General features: G+C 65.4%; 14 protein-coding genes. 7 read left to right on the top strand and 7 right to left on the bottom strand.

Annotated features, from left to right (window positions below):
* The first annotated feature begins 175 nt into the window (after positions 1-175).
* Positions 176-475 (top strand): helix-turn-helix domain-containing protein, encoded by a 300-nt coding sequence (locus QZY48_RS00590; protein WP_295426460.1) that lies wholly within the window; start codon positions 176-178, stop codon positions 473-475.
* A gap of 199 nt (positions 476-674) precedes the next feature.
* Here the strand turns inward: QZY48_RS00590 and QZY48_RS00585 are convergent, their stop codons facing one another.
* The 3 genes from QZY48_RS00585 to QZY48_RS00575 form a co-directional block, all read right to left on the bottom strand.
* Positions 675-1541, bottom strand: a complete 867-nt coding sequence (locus QZY48_RS00585) for a hypothetical protein (RefSeq protein ID WP_295426458.1) — start codon at positions 1539-1541, stop codon at positions 675-677.
* Positions 1542-2229: 688 nt separating this feature from the next.
* The gene (locus QZY48_RS00580; RefSeq protein ID WP_295426455.1) at positions 2230-2724 is read right to left on the bottom strand and encodes a GNAT family N-acetyltransferase; all 495 of its coding nucleotides are present in this window, start codon (positions 2722-2724) and stop codon (positions 2230-2232) included.
* Entirely contained in the window at positions 2721-3002 is a 282-nt protein-coding gene (locus tag QZY48_RS00575) for a DUF1778 domain-containing protein (RefSeq protein ID WP_295426453.1), read from the bottom strand. The genes QZY48_RS00580 and QZY48_RS00575 overlap by 4 nt, the downstream gene beginning before the upstream one ends.
* Positions 3003-3581: 579 nt before the next feature.
* On the opposite strand from QZY48_RS00575, the gene QZY48_RS00570 reads away from it, so the two are divergent.
* The 3 genes from QZY48_RS00570 to QZY48_RS00560 all read left to right on the top strand — a co-directional run bounded on the left by QZY48_RS00570 (position 3582) and on the right by QZY48_RS00560 (position 11457).
* Positions 3582-5999: a pentapeptide repeat-containing protein gene (locus tag QZY48_RS00570; protein WP_295426451.1), complete on the top strand. Its 2418-nt coding sequence runs from the start codon at positions 3582-3584 to the stop codon at positions 5997-5999.
* A gap of 129 nt (positions 6000-6128) precedes the next feature.
* On the top strand, positions 6129-9413 hold the full coding sequence (locus tag QZY48_RS00565; protein WP_295426449.1) for a hypothetical protein: 3285 nt from the start codon (positions 6129-6131) through the stop codon (positions 9411-9413).
* 133 nt (positions 9414-9546) lie between these two features.
* On the top strand, positions 9547-11457 hold the full coding sequence (locus QZY48_RS00560) for a pentapeptide repeat-containing protein (RefSeq protein ID WP_295426447.1): 1911 nt from the start codon (positions 9547-9549) through the stop codon (positions 11455-11457).
* 103 nt (positions 11458-11560) lie between these two features.
* Here QZY48_RS00560 and QZY48_RS00555 read toward each other — a convergent pair whose 3' ends face one another.
* The gene (locus QZY48_RS00555) at positions 11561-11809 is read right to left on the bottom strand and encodes a hypothetical protein (RefSeq protein ID WP_295426446.1); all 249 of its coding nucleotides are present in this window, start codon (positions 11807-11809) and stop codon (positions 11561-11563) included.
* Positions 11810-12044: 235 nt separating this feature from the next.
* Between QZY48_RS00555 and QZY48_RS00550 the strand changes: the two genes are divergently transcribed.
* The 3 genes from QZY48_RS00550 to QZY48_RS00540 are packed head-to-tail and all read left to right on the top strand — an operon-like array spanning position 12045 to position 12702.
* Positions 12045-12212, top strand: a complete 168-nt coding sequence (locus tag QZY48_RS00550; protein ID WP_295426444.1) for a hypothetical protein — start codon at positions 12045-12047, stop codon at positions 12210-12212.
* A complete protein-coding gene (locus QZY48_RS00545; RefSeq protein ID WP_295426442.1) occupies positions 12209-12373 on the top strand; it encodes a hypothetical protein in 165 nt (54 codons plus the stop codon). Before QZY48_RS00550 ends, QZY48_RS00545 begins: the two co-directional genes overlap by 4 nt.
* Positions 12370-12702: a helix-turn-helix domain-containing protein gene (locus tag QZY48_RS00540; RefSeq protein WP_295426440.1), complete on the top strand. Its 333-nt coding sequence runs from the start codon at positions 12370-12372 to the stop codon at positions 12700-12702. Before QZY48_RS00545 ends, QZY48_RS00540 begins: the two co-directional genes overlap by 4 nt.
* Positions 12703-12868: 166 nt before the next feature.
* Here the strand turns inward: QZY48_RS00540 and QZY48_RS00535 are convergent, their stop codons facing one another.
* The 3 genes from QZY48_RS00535 to aceE all read right to left on the bottom strand — a co-directional run.
* Positions 12869-13165: a hypothetical protein gene (locus QZY48_RS00535; protein ID WP_295426438.1), complete on the bottom strand. Its 297-nt coding sequence runs from the start codon at positions 13163-13165 to the stop codon at positions 12869-12871.
* Complete coding sequence (locus tag QZY48_RS00530; RefSeq protein ID WP_295426437.1) at positions 13146-14279, bottom strand: AAA family ATPase; 1134 nt, start codon at positions 14277-14279, stop codon at positions 13146-13148. Before QZY48_RS00530 ends, QZY48_RS00535 begins: the two co-directional genes overlap by 20 nt.
* Before the next feature lie 54 nt (positions 14280-14333).
* Positions 14334-16091 (bottom strand): pyruvate dehydrogenase (acetyl-transferring), homodimeric type (gene aceE / locus QZY48_RS00525; protein ID WP_295426435.1); only part of this gene is annotated, 1758 nt, incomplete at its 5' end.

Raw genomic sequence — 16091 nt, 5'->3', positions numbered from 1 at the left:
TACAAGCTCGAGGCTTCAGGGTCCGACGGCTTCCCGGGCACGCTCCGCAACATCCGTGTATCCACCATCCCTGTCAATCCCTGGAACAGAGCATACAAGGGTCCGCTGTGCGGACCAGCCGCCTCGCAGCCAGCCGCGTCTCCGGACGGGTAAACGCAATCTGTTCGCCGACATCATGGATGGTGTGGGGGCGATGCAGGCGCAACGGGAGGGCAAGACCACCCTGCGCACGATCGAGGTGGAAGACCTGCCGCCGTTGCGGGTCGATGCGGTGCTGATTCGGGAGACCCGGGAGCACCTGAATGTGTCGCGGGCGCTCTTCGCCCGCCGGCTGCGCGTGGCGACGCGCACCCTGGAGAATTGGGAGCAGGGGCGGGCAACCCCCAACGCCCAGGCCGCGGCGCTGATCCTGATGGTGCGTCAATACCCGGATACCTTCGATAAGCTCCGGTCGCTGGACAGCGAAGCGGCATGACGCCAATGTCTGGACGTGTTAGAGAGCTAGTGGTGGTGAGACGGGAACCCGCACTAAACCACGTTATATCAGGGGCTCGCTGGCTATTGAGAAAGCGCTAATGCCAACAGTCCCTGGGGGTGGATCTCGTTCCAAGAAGGCCGCTCGTCCGGCCCGTGAGCCTTGGCTGTTGATAACCGCGGAGCCAGAAAAGGCGGCATCATGGGTTAGCAGCGCCAACTAGGAAAGGGTGCCGTAACAGCAGATCGTGGTATGCCTTCTGTTCGTGATCATTCAGCGAATAAAGCCTCGACCAGATCTTGATGTCAAAGCGATTTCGCAATAAATCATTTAGTTCTCGGCGGAAGGCGGCGAGAAAGGCATCGGTGTCCACAACCCCGATAACAGGTTCCGCATCCTTCCAGAGATCAAGGATAGCGACAAGCAGACGTTTCCCACCAAAGCCGTGCGCGAGTATTCGTACTTCGTCACCCTCGTCGTCAACGTCGAACCCGATCGGCAGGTCACCAGTCGCCAGGCGCTGTAACCATTCGAGGAGTGTCGACAAGGGGTAATTTAAGTCGGGCAAGGAGACCTCGGCAGTTCGCTCCCCCAGTCTCAAGCGCCACCGGTCCAGTTCCAGGTGCACTTCGACTGGAGCGGTTGGCTGGTTCGTTTTTGGTACGCTGAAGTCTACCCAATACTCATCGGGGCGAAACAATGGTTTACATTCCCAATGAGTTCTAACGGCAGTACCGAAGATTGACACCTCCGTAGCGAGATATAGCCCGAACGGATAAAGCGGATCATCTTCGTCATCACCTGACCGGCACCACTCCAATAGCTCGCAGTGTGAAGCCCAGTCAAACGAAGTTCGGTCTACAATCCGGGCCGCTTTGTCCTGGGCAAACTCCAGTGCTGAAACGTAATCGAACAGACTAAGAACTTGTTGGAAAACAGCAGGAGTCAGCGCAAGCTTGGTCCAACAGTGTAAGGGTTCCTTGTCCAGCAGCCGAAGCAATCCAAGACCAGCATCATCCAGCCATTGCTGCAACGCACGACGGCGGGACCTGGCGTCGGGCGGCATGCAAAGTCCATTTTTTCCAGACGTCTGGGCCATGATAGGTAGCGCCAGGAATCCCGCGAAAGTATGTAAGTGTTCCTGTAACGTCAAATCACGGCAGCATGATAGGGGTAGAATCAGACCACTATGCACCAGTAACCCGGAGCAGGAGGAATTCAACGTTGCAAATTCAAATAGACCTCTTGGTCGGCTGCTTTTTGAGGAGGCATGAAACCTGGCTCCGCTGCGCGCCAACAGCAGGCAGGGGCTGATCGCACGGAGATCGCCGTCTAATACACTGCGCTTAATTCGCTTGGTCATTTCCTGTAGACAACGGAGGGGGGGCATAAGAAGCTGATAGAAAGCTGCACTACTGTAACTTGGCGTTTGGCGTTTGCGCGAAAGTTTTCGTGATAGGCGGTCGTAATAGAGGGCAATAGGGCACAGACCATGTTTTCTTCTCGGCACCGTCGATATCACTATTCTTTACGAATAAACGTAGTCCGTCTCCAATTGTGCAGCCCCCAATTGCGCAATCTCGGGCTGGTCGAAATTATGGCCTTGATCATAGCTCCGGCCACAGGCCCTTGCGGCAACCTGTCGCGGCCTGGGGGCCGCTCCTACGCCGCAGGAGCCGCGACGGATTTCGCCCCCGAGGTGGCCGGAATTATGAAGCTCCAGGTCATCGACGGCGATGATCAGATCGGCCGAGTCACCTAAAGAGCTTGGCAGGCAAGAGCAGGCGCTCAGGCACCCCCGGCAACGGCACAAAACCGAAATGCCGATAGAAGGCCGCCGCCGGCTCGTCTTTGGCATCGACGATCATGCCGACGACCGCCAACACTGTGCTGGCGCCTGCCACCTTCCGACAGGCATCGGCAAGCAGGATCGAGCCAAGGCCCTTGCCCTGAAAGGCCGTATCAACCGCCAGTCGACCAAGTAAGGCCACGGGCACGGGATACCGGGGCAGCTTGCGCGCCAGGTCTGGCGGAAGGTCTGAACAGTTGACACTGCCGACGCTCAACGCAAAGAATCCCGCCGGACGGCGCGGATCCTCATCGGGCGTGGCGATAAAGACCCGCGCGACGCCGCGTCGTACATCCTGCGACGCGAAACGGCGGACATAGTCATCGAGGGTGGCTTGCCCGCAATGAAAGGCCCCCGTATCGACCGCCCCGTCGAGCGGGCGGATACGGTAGCCGGTCATTGCCGGACTTGTTCGGCGTGACGGTCGAAGGCGCGGGCCAACGCAGCATTGGGCTCGACAGGTCCGTCGAGGGCGGCCAGAAAGGCCTTGAAGTCCATGGCCGTCAGGGTAATCGACTCATTCGCCTGCACGACTTCCTCGGCGCAAGCCAAGGCGTGGGACAACACAAAGTCGGACACGCTGGTCTGGGCGTAAGCGGCCGCCTTGTCGAGCAACTGCCGCGCACGGGAGCCGCAGCGGATGTTGAGGCGGCCATCTTTGGTCGTGGCGGTGCTCATGTGAGACTCCAAGGCATGAATCTGGCGAAATTGTACTCCGGTTGTCCGCACACTGCCAGGCATGAACCATCATCGCGGGCGGCGTGCGAGTAGCTCGACCTGCACTGCGCCGCCGAGGTCGTGCGCTACGCGCTACGCAGCGGGTTGCTGGCCTGAGCCGCGGGTTTGCAGCCGCCGCAGTGCTGCTTGCGCGCGGCGACCGGGCCGGATCGACGCCGACGCATCGCAACTGCCCGGTCAGTCTCGCGCGGGTTGTAACCCGAGGTCGCCGAGGTCGGCCCAAGTAGGCGCATCTCGCGGAGATTGCAATACGCGGATTCCGCTACGCCGCTGTACGCGACTGACGGGACCAGGTCGGGTCGCAGCGGCCGCTATCCTTCACTGCGAAGTCCGGAGCAGCGGGACCGGGTACCGGGCCTTGGAGTCGGCGGTCCGCGCAAGCCGTAACGGCTTGGGTTGCCCTTCCAACCTCCAGTGATGAGGCTTGAGGTCCGGCCGAGTCGGGCGCCGTGGCTGACTGAAACCCGATCGCGTCTTAGCTAAGGCTCTGAGTTGGAGCCGTTATTTTAGGGGCGGAGCATGCGCAATCGCGAAGATTTTGTTTGCCGGGTCAGTTCGGGCTTGGCCCTGTGTGTGACGCTGGGAATCACCCCGATCCCCGTGGCTTCGGCCCCGGCTCCTGTCTGTGCGTCTACCACCGGGACCGGCCGGGATTTTTCCAACCAGGACCTCATCAACCACAATTTCAGCGCCGACCCGCCAGGCTCCCTGGTCGGGGCCAACTTCACCGGCACCAAGCTGAGCGGTGCGATCTTCGCCGGTCAGGACCTCAGCAATGCCCGCTTTCAGAACGCCGATATGGGGCCCAGCAAGGCCCCGGTGAACTTCACCAGGTCGCGGCTCGCCAACACCTGTTTTATCGGTGCCAATCTCGATCGGACCGACTTCTCATTCGCCACCATGACCTGCGCCGACTTCAGCGGCACCTCGCTGATGAAGGCCGATTTCGGCCCGCTTCAGGACATCGTGGCGGGTGCGGGGTGCCGCACCAAATTCGTCGGCGCGACGCTTGACGTGCATCTCATCACCAACGATTTCAGCGGTGCGAGCAACTGGGGCAAGAGCGACTTCACCCAGGCCGATTTCCAGAATCTGACCCCGCAGACCTTCGATCTGCGCGGTAAGGACATTACCGGGGCGATCCTGGCGCACACCAACTTCACCGGCATCGACATGACCGGCGCCAACCTCACCGACGTGGACTTCACCGCGGCAACCCTGACCAGGGCGGTACTGGACAACGCGGCCATGAACGGCGCCACGTTGTACAAGACCCAGGCCCAATCGGCCTCCTTCGTGTGTGTCCAGGGCTACGGCAACTCCGGCGGCCAGACCCGGGTAGACGGTTCATCCTGCCCCAAGGTGCCGACCTCCAGCGACCCGACCACCGGGGTGACCTTCACCTTCGCCGGGCTGAAGGACGCGGACCTGAGCGCCGCCACCTTAGACCACGCGGACTTCGGCGGCGCCAACCTCAACGGCGCGACCCTGAGCGGCGCCAGCCTGGCCCAGGCCAACCTGCAATCGGTGGCGACCCAGTCCGGGCAGAGCGGGCCGGCCAACGTCCAGTTCGCCATCTTTGACCATGTCAACTTCACCAACGCCGGGCTCGCCTCCGTGGACTTCTCCGGCGGCACCCTGACCGGTGCGGTGTTCGACCGGACCTCCCTGAACGGCACCACGTTCACCAACGCCAACCTGCCGGCCGCGAGCTTCCAGTCGGCCACGTTACAGTCGGTGAATTTCACCCTCGCCAACCTCCAGTCCGTCACCATGAGCGGGGTGAAGATCCAGGCCCCCGGGGGCGGCGGCGGCTTCGGCGCCAATTTCTCCTGCGCGCAGTTGGGCGGCATCGACCTCAAGGACTCGACCATTTCGGCGACCAATTTCGGCAATGCGGTGATGCCGGCCGCCGCCGACTGCTGCCCGGCCACCTCGCCTCAGGGCCAGCCCTGGTGCGGTATCGTCGATGCCACCCAGCAGACCTACGGACCGGTGACCTTCCCGGTGCTGAGTACGCCCGCCACCTGCCCCAACGGCGATACCGCCGAGTGCACCGGCCCCCAGTGGCAGTTGTCGCCGAACTGGACCACCGCCAACTGCAACGTCGAGCGCATCCCTCAGACCCTCTGGTCCAAGCCCAACTGCGGCGGCAAGCCGGGCGACATCGTGGTGTTCAAGGACCCGAACCTGAAGACCTGCATCCTCGCGGGACTGCCGGGACAGACGCAGGTGTTGCGCGCCACCGCGCAGCAGATCGCGGAGGTCAACTGCCCCGGGCGCGGCATTGCCGACATCGGCGGCCTGGAGGCCTTCATCTCGCTGACCAAGCTGGACTTGAGCGGCAACCGGCTGCCGACCTTCACGCTGCAGTTCAGCGCCGGCGGCGCCCCGGTCAAGAGCCGGCTGCAGAGCCTGAACTTAAGCGACAACCAGCTCACCACCCTGGACCTGAGCGCCCATCCGGCGCTGGTCTCGCTGGACGCGGCGAACAACCAACTCGGCGCCATCACGCTGAACGCCAACACCTTCCTGGTGGTGCTCGACGCCTCCCACAACCAGCTCAAGACCTTCGATCTGCCGATCCAGACCGGCCTGTCATACGTCGACCTGTCGCACAACCTGCTCACCAGCGTCCTCGATCCGTTCAGCACCGACCTGAGCGCCCTCACCGCCCTTGGCTACCTGAATCTTGCCCACAACACCCTGACCACGATCGGCCCCATCCAGTCCATCGTCATGAATCGGCTGACCGGTGGCGGCGGGGCACTGCAATCCCTGTTCCTCGGCTGCAACGCCGGCTTCCATTGCGGGGACCTGGGTGTGTACGACGGCAAGACCTATCCCGCGGCGGCTACCAGCCTGTGCTCGGCCTATGACACCGGCACCGGGACCTGGACGCCGCTCGCCACGCCTCAATGTCCGCCCGGCTCCTAGACGGGGTTCGAGCGGTATCTCCACCACGCACACCAGAGGAGGGCCCCAGACCCTATAGGCGAACCTGACCACTGGCCACGTGGCCGGGCCGCCGTCGCACTCCCAACCCATGACCGACAGGAATGCCAGATGACCGCCACCACCGCCGCCCACACACTGAAGACCGTTTTCCACGCCGATCTCAGCGACGCCCACCCCGGCGAGCAGTACTGGGTTTCGGTCGCCGGCAAGCGCTACCCGCTGGTGCCGCACACCGAGACGAGCCGCGTCCGGGCACTGGCCGCCGCCCCGCACCTGGCCCTGGGGCGCGACACCCTGAGCCTGACGCACTATGTGCAGAGCCCGCTGGAGCTGCCGACGCACTCCGCCATCCGGGTGCACCTGCGCCACTCGCTCAAGACCTTCCCGCACGCCAAGGGCGAGTCCGGCGTCTCCCATTCGGCCATCTACATCCCGCCGTGCAAGGAGCGGTTGGCCGCGCTGCACGCCAGTGGCGAGGTGTTCGCCACGCATATCGACTACGTCTCGACGGCCCAGACCTTCCTGTTCCATCACCAGGACCTCATCACCAACGACCCGGAGCTGGCCGACCTCATCGTCAACACCTATATGGTCGGCGACAAGGGCATCGCGACCGCAATCAACACCATGGCGTCGCTGATGCGCGCCATGGGGCCGCCCACGGAGGACTCGGGCTGGGCCAACCTGGTGCCGTTCACGCCCCCCGCCAACCCTGAGACCGGGTTCGACGGCACCACCTACTACAACCAGAACCCCACGCAACAGGTGCAATCGGCAGCGCTGAAACCGCTCCAGCAGCTCCTGATCAACGTGCAGAACGATGCCAACTTCAAGGACAAGAAGTGGTCGGTACAGCCGGGCACCAGCACCGTGGGCGCGACGCCGGCACCGCTGCCCAAGGCGGCCGGCCGCGGGGCCGCGTCGATGTCGGCGGCCGCCGGCGGCGACGCCTGGAATGCCGCGCTGGCCAACACCTGCGCCATCAGCGGCTTCACGGCGCAGATCGCGGTGCTGGACGCGGCCAAGAAGCAATTGCAGGTCGACCTGTCCAACTCCTACATCCGCTACCTCGGGGCCTACATCCGCTTCTACGACGCCTGCGGCAACCCCATGAGCGTGCCGCACTGGACCCCGGACGACGCCGGCATCGTTTACGACCTGGCCGCCGACCTGGGGATCCAGACCGACCAGGTGCGCTATCTTGGCTATCTGTCGCCGATCAACTCAGTGCTGGGGGTCCCGATCGGGCCCGATGGCACCCTGTCGGTGAAGGTGACCTTCCCTGAAGGCGCCGTCGGGTGCAGCATCTACGGCTCCGGACTCGGTATCGGCAACAACCCCTGGCCGGTGACCCCGGCCTTGGGCGGCACCCTGACCGGGGTATTCAACCTCGGCGTACCCGCCTTTATGCTCGGCTTCGGGGTGGCGTCCCAGACCTACAAGCCGCTCTACGACATCATCCAGACGCTCACCGCCACCAAGGGCTTCATGGCCGCCGCCGGCATCTTCGTCACCGGCTGGAGCGCCTATATCGTCGGCTCCTCGGTGGCCAACCAGCAGATGAACTGGAGCAGCTTCACCGGCCTGGTCAGCCTGGTCTTCGACAAGTCGGCGACCCAGGCCCTGCTGTGGGTGGAGGGTACGCTGGCGGCAGAGGAGGTGGCCGAGCAGATCCCGTTCGCCGGCTGGATCATGCTGTCCATCAACATCGCCACCGGCATCGCCCAGATGGCGGAGACCATCATCGAGGTGGCCACCTCCGACTGGAATATCGAGCAGCAGGTCTCCACCACCATCACCAGCACCATCGCGGTCCACCCGGACCCGCGCGGCAAGGCCTTCCCCCAGGGTGGGGCGACGCAGGGCCGCAGCCTGGTGGTGAAGATGATCTATCAGGACCAGAAGCGGCCCACCGTCATCCAGACGGTCCCGGTACCGTCCGGCTCCACCGCCCAGGTGCTGCAGGCGGTGTTCGCCAACAACACCCTGGGCGGCAGCGTCAAATTGGAGGCGGACTTCTACATCGACGACTGGCTGGCCGGCAAGGCCACCACCGGCTTCCTGCCGAACGACGACCAGCATCTCGCGGCGGTCACCCTGTATCTGGTCGAGTACCCGGTGCCGCTCGACGCGAAGTCCATCTACACCCACGCCCGGCTCCTCACCTACAGCAACGGCCACTACGGCTGGACCGACACCACCCAAGCCCCCACCGCCACCATCGCCGACCGCGACACCAGCCCCACCGGCAACGCGATCGGCGACTGGACCGGCCTGACGCTGAGCCAGCGGGCCGGCATGCTCGGGTCCGCCTGGCAGGCGGCGGGCATGGGCATCGTCGATTGCGACACCGGCGCCACCGGCCAGCTCTACGCCTTCCAGAACCTCAATATCCCCGGCACGCCCATGAACGCGGAGAAGTTCCCGGGCTGCGGCTTCACCGGGCAGGCGCGGTTGGTCTACGACCCCTATCCACCGAAATTCCTGATGCAGAACGGTCAGTGGGTCCTCGATGGGAGGGGCAATCCGATCCCCGACCCCGGCGACGCCTCCCTGGGCAACTATTATGTCGACCCGCGCTCGGCCAAACTCGACTATGGCGACGGCGGCGGCTATCACCTGCGCATGGTGAGTCTGGACCCCGCCACGCCCTTCGACACCGCTACGGGCCAACCCAGCTACGGCCGCTTCCCCTATTTCCCCGACTCGGTGGCCATGCACCCGTCGCGCATCGTCGTCGGCGTCAGTTCCCAGTACCGCAAGCTCATGATCGTGCAGCTCGCCGGGGAGGGCATGGACGACGCCGCCGTGCCGCTGGGGCAGATCGGCTCCGGTCCCGCGACCGACACCACGCGCCCGGGGCTGATGTTCTTCCCGGTGGCGGTGACCTGCACCTACGACGGCACCATCATCGTCCTGGAAGACACCAAGTCCTCCACCGGTACCAGCGTCCAGGTGGTGGCGCGCCTGTCCGCCTATGACCTGCACATGAATCCGGTCAACCGCTTCTTCGACAGCGACGGCAATCCCAGTCCCTGGCTCTACCTGTCCAACGCCAGCGACTACTACTATCTGGATCTCACCTCGGTGGGTGACGACAAGATGACCTACATCTATGTCCTCTACTACACCGGGGCCGGCGCCGCGCCGTCGGACTACCACATGGCCATCTACACCTACGGCCAGACCCCGCCCGCCGGCAATCCCCTGGTGACCACCGACTCCATCCCGGCGGCGCGGCTCGCGGTGGATATGTGGCACTCGGCCTATACCCTGAACTTTGCCATGGTGACCGACGGTAACGGCCATCCCGCCGGCCCGCAGTCGCCCGGCACCGGCCCGGCCGGGCGCACGGTGCCGTCGGTGAGCATGTGGCTGCCACCGCTCCCATAGCCGCGCCATCGCCGCGTAGCGCACCGGGCGGGCCCGCCGCCCGCCCGGTCTGCGCACCGACGCCGCCGCCCCTAAGGGGAGGGGCGATCAGGCCACCGTGACGACCGTCTGCAACCTCAGAGAGGGGATATCCATGTTCAAGGTCGTATCGATCCCGTTCATTGCCGCCGCACTGGCCGCCGTTTCAACACTCCCGGCCCAGGCCCAGGAGTCCGTGGCGGCCATTGCACCGCCGCCGACCATCACCGCGCCCGGGTCCGCGGAGACGCGCAACTTCAGGGCCATCGAGGCGCTCGCCACCCGGCTGTCCTGTCCGTTCTGCGACCTCAGCAACGCCCAACTCGCCGGGCGCGACCTGACCGACGCCAACCTGCAGGGGGCGAATCTGACCGGTGCCGACCTCTCCGGGGCCAACCTCAGCGGGGCGATACTGTCCCGGGCCAATCTGACCAACGCGAACCTGGCCAACGCGAACCTGGGGCGCTCCGCGCAGGGCCCCGCCGACCTGGTCGCGGCCAACCTGACCGGTGCCAGCCTGGCCGGGGCCGACCTCGACGGCACCGACCTCCAGTACACCGACCTGAGCCAGACCGACCTCGCCCAAGTGGACCTCGGGCGGGCCAGGCGCGGTCCGTCGGGCGCGGCGCAGAGCGGCGGCGTGAGTTGCGGCAGCGCTGACCTGTCCGGCCTGCAGAACCGCATCTATGTCGCCATGAAGGGCTCCGATTCCGACACCTGCGGGGACAGCCCGACCGCGGCCTGCGCCGGCATCGCCAAAGGCCTCGCCCGGTGCAGCGGCAAGAGCGCCTGCGGCGTGTTGACCCTGTATGGGGAATACACCCTGCAGAACAGCGTGGCGCTGGTCCCGGGTGTCAACCTGTACGGCGGCTGCCTCAGCGACCAGGCACCGCAGCCCGGGCTCCAGTCCCTGCTCACCGCGCCCCCCGGCGGGGCGCCAGCCATCATCGCCACCGGTATCGGCGCCAACGCGACCGTGCTCCAGGGCTTTCGTCTGCAGGGGACGGCGGCGGCGGCCGGGTCCGGTGCCGCCAGCACCGCCTTGGTGGTGAACGACAGCCCCGCACTCCAGGTCCTCGATGCGACCATTCTGGCCGGCCCCGGGGGCAGCGGGGCCGCTGGCGGCACCGGCGGCGCCGGTGCCGTCGGTGCCGCCGGCAAGGATGCCAGTGCCGGCACCCAGTCCCAGTGCCCGTCGGCGAACGGCGGCAACGGCTCGGTGCAGATGGGCGTCAGCGTCGATGTGGGCGTGTTCAAATTTACCTGCAACCCGAGCTGTAGCGACCACGGCTGTTACGGCTACTGGGCCAGCCAGGGTGCGGCCGGCGGGCAATGGGGCGACCAGAACTGTGCCGAGTGCGTCAGCAGCCGGGGCAGCACGGGCCACAGCGGCGCAGGCGGCGGCGACGCCGGCTGCGGCAGCAAGGGCAGTGCCTCGGGCAACCTGGCGGGGGCCTTTTCGGGCACCACCTGGCAGGGGGTGGCGGCGGGCGGCGCCACTGGCGGCAACCCCGGTGGCGGTGGAGGAGGCGGCGGTGCCGGCGGCTACAAGGCCGGCGCGTGCTTTTGGGTCAAGACCGAGGACCCGGGCAACCAGGGAGGCGGCGGCGGCTCGGGCGGCTGCGGCGGCAGTGGCGGCGGCGGGGGGGGGGCAGGGGGGCGCGTCCTTCGCGGTGGCGGTGCTCGGCTCCAGCCTGACCCTCACCAACTCCACCCTGGTCGGCGGGCGCAGCGGCGACGGCGGTGCCGGCGGGCCGGGCGGAGCGGGAGGGGGCCGCAGCAGCGGTGCCGCCGGCCTGACCAACCTGGCCGGCGGCTATGGCGGCACCGGCGGCAGCGGCGGGGCCGGTGGTGCGGGCGGCGGCGGTGCCGGCGGCAACAGCGGACCGGCGATCGTCGTGGCCTTGGTCAGCAACGCCAGCGTCGCGGGCAGCGGCGACGCCTACTACAACGGAGCCGCGGGTACCGGCGGCGCCAAGGGTGTCGGTGGTCAGCCGGTGGTCTCGGGCGTGTGCACGGGGCCTGACGGGGACCAGGGCCAAAGCGGCGTCGTCGCAGAGACGTATAAGTACTAGCGAGGCGTCACCTCAGCGACGGGGTCACAAACCCCGTCGCGTTGCGTGTGCGCCTCAGGCTATAGTCTGCGCAAGCGAGACGAAACTCGCGGGTCGGCCGAACTGCGGGCAAAGGTCGAACACGACGTTGGCGCCGGCGATCTCCCACGGATCGAGGTCGCCGTAGCGGATGTGGACGCTCGCCACCCGGTCGGCGGTCGCCAAGACCTCGAGCAAGCGCCACAGGTCGACGCTGCGCCCGCCGAAATCGATGCTGATGTTTCGCACCACGCTGCCGAAATTGATGTTGCGCAGCAGCTTCAACTAAAGTGGTCGAGTTGGGTCTCGCTCAGCCCTCCTTCGAGGAAGGCGCGTGCGTAGACGCCGGGCGCGGAATGGGGCTGGGAGAATCCGTGGGACAGACCAGGGTTTCTTGTGCCGCCGCAAAAAAAAGCAGGAAACCGTCGTCTGTCTCAGGTAATCCCCCGCTGCGCTACCCGGCCGAGATTACCGAGCGACTTCTCGACCTCACCCAGGGTCACCAAACCTGCTCCAGCGGTTGTGCCGGAACCTGGTCTCGATCGCCAACCGGGACGGTCGCTACGACATGACCATGGCGGACCTGGACGACCTCGACTTCCTGTCGACCGGCGGGGTCGGCGCGGACGGCGAGCGAAAGCGCCGGACCGATCGCACTGTACGCAAAGAGCGTATACTGAGCCCGTGAAACTCGTGCGGATCATCTACTACCTGCTCACCGCCGACTGCCAAGTCTGGTTTTTCACCATCTATGACAAAGACGAGGCGGCCGATCTCAGTCGGGATGACAAGCATGCCTTGAAGCAGGCAATTCAAGCCGAACTGGCGCAGAGGAGGCCGAAACGATGACGGGTAAACGCAATCTGTTCGCCGAGATCATGGATGGAGTGGGGGCGATGCAAGCGCAACGGGAGGGCAAGATCACCCTGCGCACGATCGAGGTGGAAGACCTGCCGCCGCTGCGGGTCGATGCGGCGCTGATTCGGGAAACCCGGGAGCGACTGAATGTGTCGCGCGCGGTCTTCGCCCGCCGGCTGCGCGTGGCAACGCGCACCCTGGAGAATTGGGAGCAGGGACGGGCAACTCCCAACGCACAGGCCGCGGCGCTGATCCTGATGGTGCGGAAATACCCGGATACCTTTGATAAGCTCCGGTCGTTGGACGGGGAGGCGGCGTGACGGCAATGTCTGGGCGTAATAGGGTTTTGTGTCGCGTCGAGCGGCTGTGTCTCAGAGATTGCGCAACAAAAGCTTTGAGCGATCAACCTTGCGCTCGGGGTATGTGAAGGATGCCGGCTCGCCCTGTCCGAGCGGATTCGATACACCGAAAAAGTCGGCCACATCTTCAAACAATGCCCGAGCAAATGACCAGATCGGCAGGGCTCCCATCCTCGCCCTCCGCTGCCTCGGCTATGACGCGGCGTGCCAATGCCTTCATAGTCCCGCTCGGTGGCCCGGATGTAGTCAAGCGATGGGTCGTCGCCGCCGGCACCTTCTGCGCGCGCAGCCACTCGACAGGCTTGCCGTCGCTTGCCGTCTGCGGAAACAGGGCCGAGATGGATGCGGCGATGGCCTTGCGCTCCAGATCGCCCGTCACGACGAAACGAATCCGCTTCACCGTGTCACCCACGGACGTTTTCATCGTCGTTGCTGACGATCCCATCGTCCGCATACAGCTCGCCGAGCCGAAATTGTCGCAGCCATTCGGGATTCTTGAACTCGCTCAGGCGGACTGGAGCAGGCTCGGTCATGCCGTCCAGCACATAGATCTGCTCTGGCGTGTCGTTGAAGGCGTCCAGGAGCACAGGCGAGTGAGTTGTGAGCACCACCGTCAAGTCGTTCCTGCGGGCCAATTGGTCGGCCAGGCGGACAAAGAGCCGAATGGCATAAGGATGGAGCGAATTCTCTGGCTCGTCGATCGCGACGATACCGCCTTTCTCGGCAGCGGCCAGGTCGCAGAGCAGTACCAGCATTGTCAGTACGCCGTTGGCTTCGGAGCCCAGATGCGCGGGCATCTCGCTGCCGGGGCGATAGACCTGTGCCGCGATGGTGTTACCGGCCTCGACGAAATCAAGATCGGTGATTAGCTTGGGAAAGGCGGCCCTGAGACCGGTTAAGACGAAGTCGTAACGCCAGCGGTCTGGGCGACGCTGAAACCAACCGCGTAGCATCGTTATGGCGTTCGTGCCTCGGCTGTCGAGCACCTGCGTATGCGCAATGTTCGAGCCGCCGCGCAGGCTGCTGATGTCAGGATCGTGAAAAATGCCCATCTTAAGGATCGTATTCATAAAGGCGGCGACCGCCGGATCGAGGGGACTCAAGAACGCGATTTGACTCCTCCCCGCGGCACCCCGGAAAAGCTCGGTTGGCCCATCGTGCAGCGTCATCTCCCCAGACTTCGTCAAGCCCTGTACGGAGACCAGTCGCAAGCGAAGATCGAGATTGCCGATACGAATGCCGATCTCGATCCACGCATGCTCGGCAGCAACGCGGTTCCTCAGATCGAAGTATCCGCCGAATGCCAGATTCACGGCCTCGGCGGCATCTCGATCCACGGCGAGACGCAGGAACTTAAGCGCTTGCAATGCCGTGCTTTTTCCCGCTCCATTCGCACCGACCAGCAGGCTGACTCCGCTCGGACTCCATTCAAGGGAGCGTAGCGCGCGGAGATTCTTCGCGTACAGGGTGAATGTGCTCATTAACTTCCAAATAAGATGCTGAATGGTTGGGGCGTCGCCGCGGGCGGTCTGGCTCAAGCTTGACGCCGAGCCGGGAGACTTAGGATCACCGTTCTTGGATTCTGCACGAAATCAGCAATCCCAAGGGTTCGGGCAACCCTGGTCGATACCATAGCGCGCGATAGCTTCCTCGACCGTGGACGCCTCGATCGCCCCCTCGTCGGCGAGCGCCTTGAGCGCCGCCAGCGCGATATGGTGCCGATCCACCTCGAAGAATCGCCGTAGCGCCGCGCGGGTATCGCTACGCCCATACCCATCGGTGCCCAAGGCGACATAGCGGCGCGGCACCCAGGCGCGAATGAGATCCGGCACCGAGCGCAGGTAGTCGCTCACGGCGACCACCGGCCCCGCGGTCGGCGTCAGGCACTGCTCGACCCAGCTCAGAACGGGCGCCGCGCCCGGGTGCAGCCGGTTGCGCCGCTCGGCGTCGAGTCCGTCGCGGCGCAGTTCGGTGAAGCTGGTGACGCTCCACAGGTCCGCGGCCACGCCCCAGTCGCGCTCCAATAGCTCGGCGGCAGCCAGCGCCTCGCGCAACAATGTGCCGGCCCCCAGCAGTTGCACGCGCGGCCCCGGCACGCCCTGCGCGGCCTCCCGCAACTGGTACATACCGCGCAGGATGCCCTCCTGCGCACCCTCCGGCATAGCGGGATGGACGTAGTTCTCATTCGTCACCGTGACGTAGTAGAAGACATCCTCCTGGTCCTCGTACATCCGCCTCATGCCGTCCTGCACGATGGCCGCCAGCTCGTAGCCGAAGCAGGGATCATAGGCCACGCAGTTGGGCACGACCGAGAACAGCAGGTGGCTGGAGCCGTCCTGGTGCTGCAGGCCCTCGCCCGAGAGTGTCGTGCGGCCGGCGGTGGCACCGATCAGGAAGCCGCGGGCCCGCGAGTCGCCGGCCGCCCACACGAGGTCGCCGACGCGCCGGTAGCCGAAGGCGGAATAGAAGATGTAGAAGGGCAGCAGCGGCACGCCGTGGGTGCTGTAGCTGGTGGCGGCGGCGATCCAGGAGGCGACGGCGCCGGCCTCGGTGATGCCCTCCTCCAGGATCTGGCCGGCGCGGGCCTCCTTGTAGTAGAGCAGTTCGTCTCGGTCCTCGGGCTCGTAGAGTTGCCCGAGCGATGAATAGATGGCGACCTGCCGGAACAGCGCCTGCATCCCGAAGGTGCGCGCCTCGTCGGCGACGATGGGCACCAGCGTCGGGCCGAGCACCGGGTCGCGCAGCAGGTGCGCGAGGATCTGCACGAACACCATGGTCGTGGACTCCTCGCGCTCATGCGCGCCCTCCAGGAACCGGGCAAAGGCGCTCACAGGCGGCGCGGTGCGCGCCGGACCCTTCGCCGTGCGCGCCGGCAGATAGCCGCCGAGCGCCTGACGGCAGGCGTGCAGGTATTTCATCTCGGGGCTGTCGGCGGGCGGCCGACAGAAGCTTAAGGCCGTGACCTCGGCATCCGACAACGGCAGCTCAAAGCGGTCACGGAAGGCGAGCAGGGCCTCGGCCTCCAGCTTCTTCTGCCCGTGGGAGCCCATCTTGCCCTGACCCCAGTGGCCCATCCCGTAGCCCTTCTTGGTCTGGGCCAGGATCACGGTCGGCTGACCCAGGTGGGCGACCGCCGCGTGGTAAGCGGCGTAGATCTTCACCGGGTCGTGGCCACCGCGCTTGAGCCGGTCGATGTCGGCGTCGGAGAGGTGGGCGACGATGGCCCGCAGCTCCGGGTACTTGTTGAAGAAGTGCTCGCGGTTGAAGCGCCCGTCGGTGGCGGCGTATTGCTGCAGCTCGCCGTCGACCGTCTCGTGCAGGCGCATGAGGATCGCGCTGTCGTAGTCACG

It is taken from the genome of uncultured Thiodictyon sp., assembly GCF_903828115.1.
Lineage (GTDB): Bacteria > Pseudomonadota > Gammaproteobacteria > Chromatiales > Chromatiaceae > Thiodictyon.
The sequence above is the reverse complement of the archived record's forward strand: the minus strand, read 5'-3'. Positions and strand labels throughout refer to the sequence as shown.

What these genes read in the sequence shown, in the direction of transcription:
- QZY48_RS00590 (WP_295426460.1), top strand. Translation starts at nt 176, where the DNA reads ATGGATGGTGTGGGGGCGATGCAGGCGCAACGGGAGGGCAAGACCACC.
- QZY48_RS00585 (WP_295426458.1), bottom strand. Translation starts at nt 1,541, where the DNA reads ATGCCGCCCGACGCCAGGTCCCGCCGTCGTGCGTTGCAGCAATGGCTG.
- QZY48_RS00580 (WP_295426455.1), bottom strand. Translation starts at nt 2,724, where the DNA reads ATGACCGGCTACCGTATCCGCCCGCTCGACGGGGCGGTCGATACGGGG.
- QZY48_RS00575 (WP_295426453.1), bottom strand. Translation starts at nt 3,002, where the DNA reads ATGAGCACCGCCACGACCAAAGATGGCCGCCTCAACATCCGCTGCGGC.
- QZY48_RS00570 (WP_295426451.1), top strand. Translation starts at nt 3,582, where the DNA reads ATGCGCAATCGCGAAGATTTTGTTTGCCGGGTCAGTTCGGGCTTGGCC.
- QZY48_RS00565 (WP_295426449.1), top strand. Translation starts at nt 6,129, where the DNA reads ATGACCGCCACCACCGCCGCCCACACACTGAAGACCGTTTTCCACGCC.
- QZY48_RS00560 (WP_295426447.1), top strand. Translation starts at nt 9,547, where the DNA reads ATGTTCAAGGTCGTATCGATCCCGTTCATTGCCGCCGCACTGGCCGCC.
- QZY48_RS00540 (WP_295426440.1), top strand. Translation starts at nt 12,370, where the DNA reads ATGACGGGTAAACGCAATCTGTTCGCCGAGATCATGGATGGAGTGGGG.
- QZY48_RS00535 (WP_295426438.1), bottom strand. Translation starts at nt 13,165, where the DNA reads ATGAAAACGTCCGTGGGTGACACGGTGAAGCGGATTCGTTTCGTCGTG.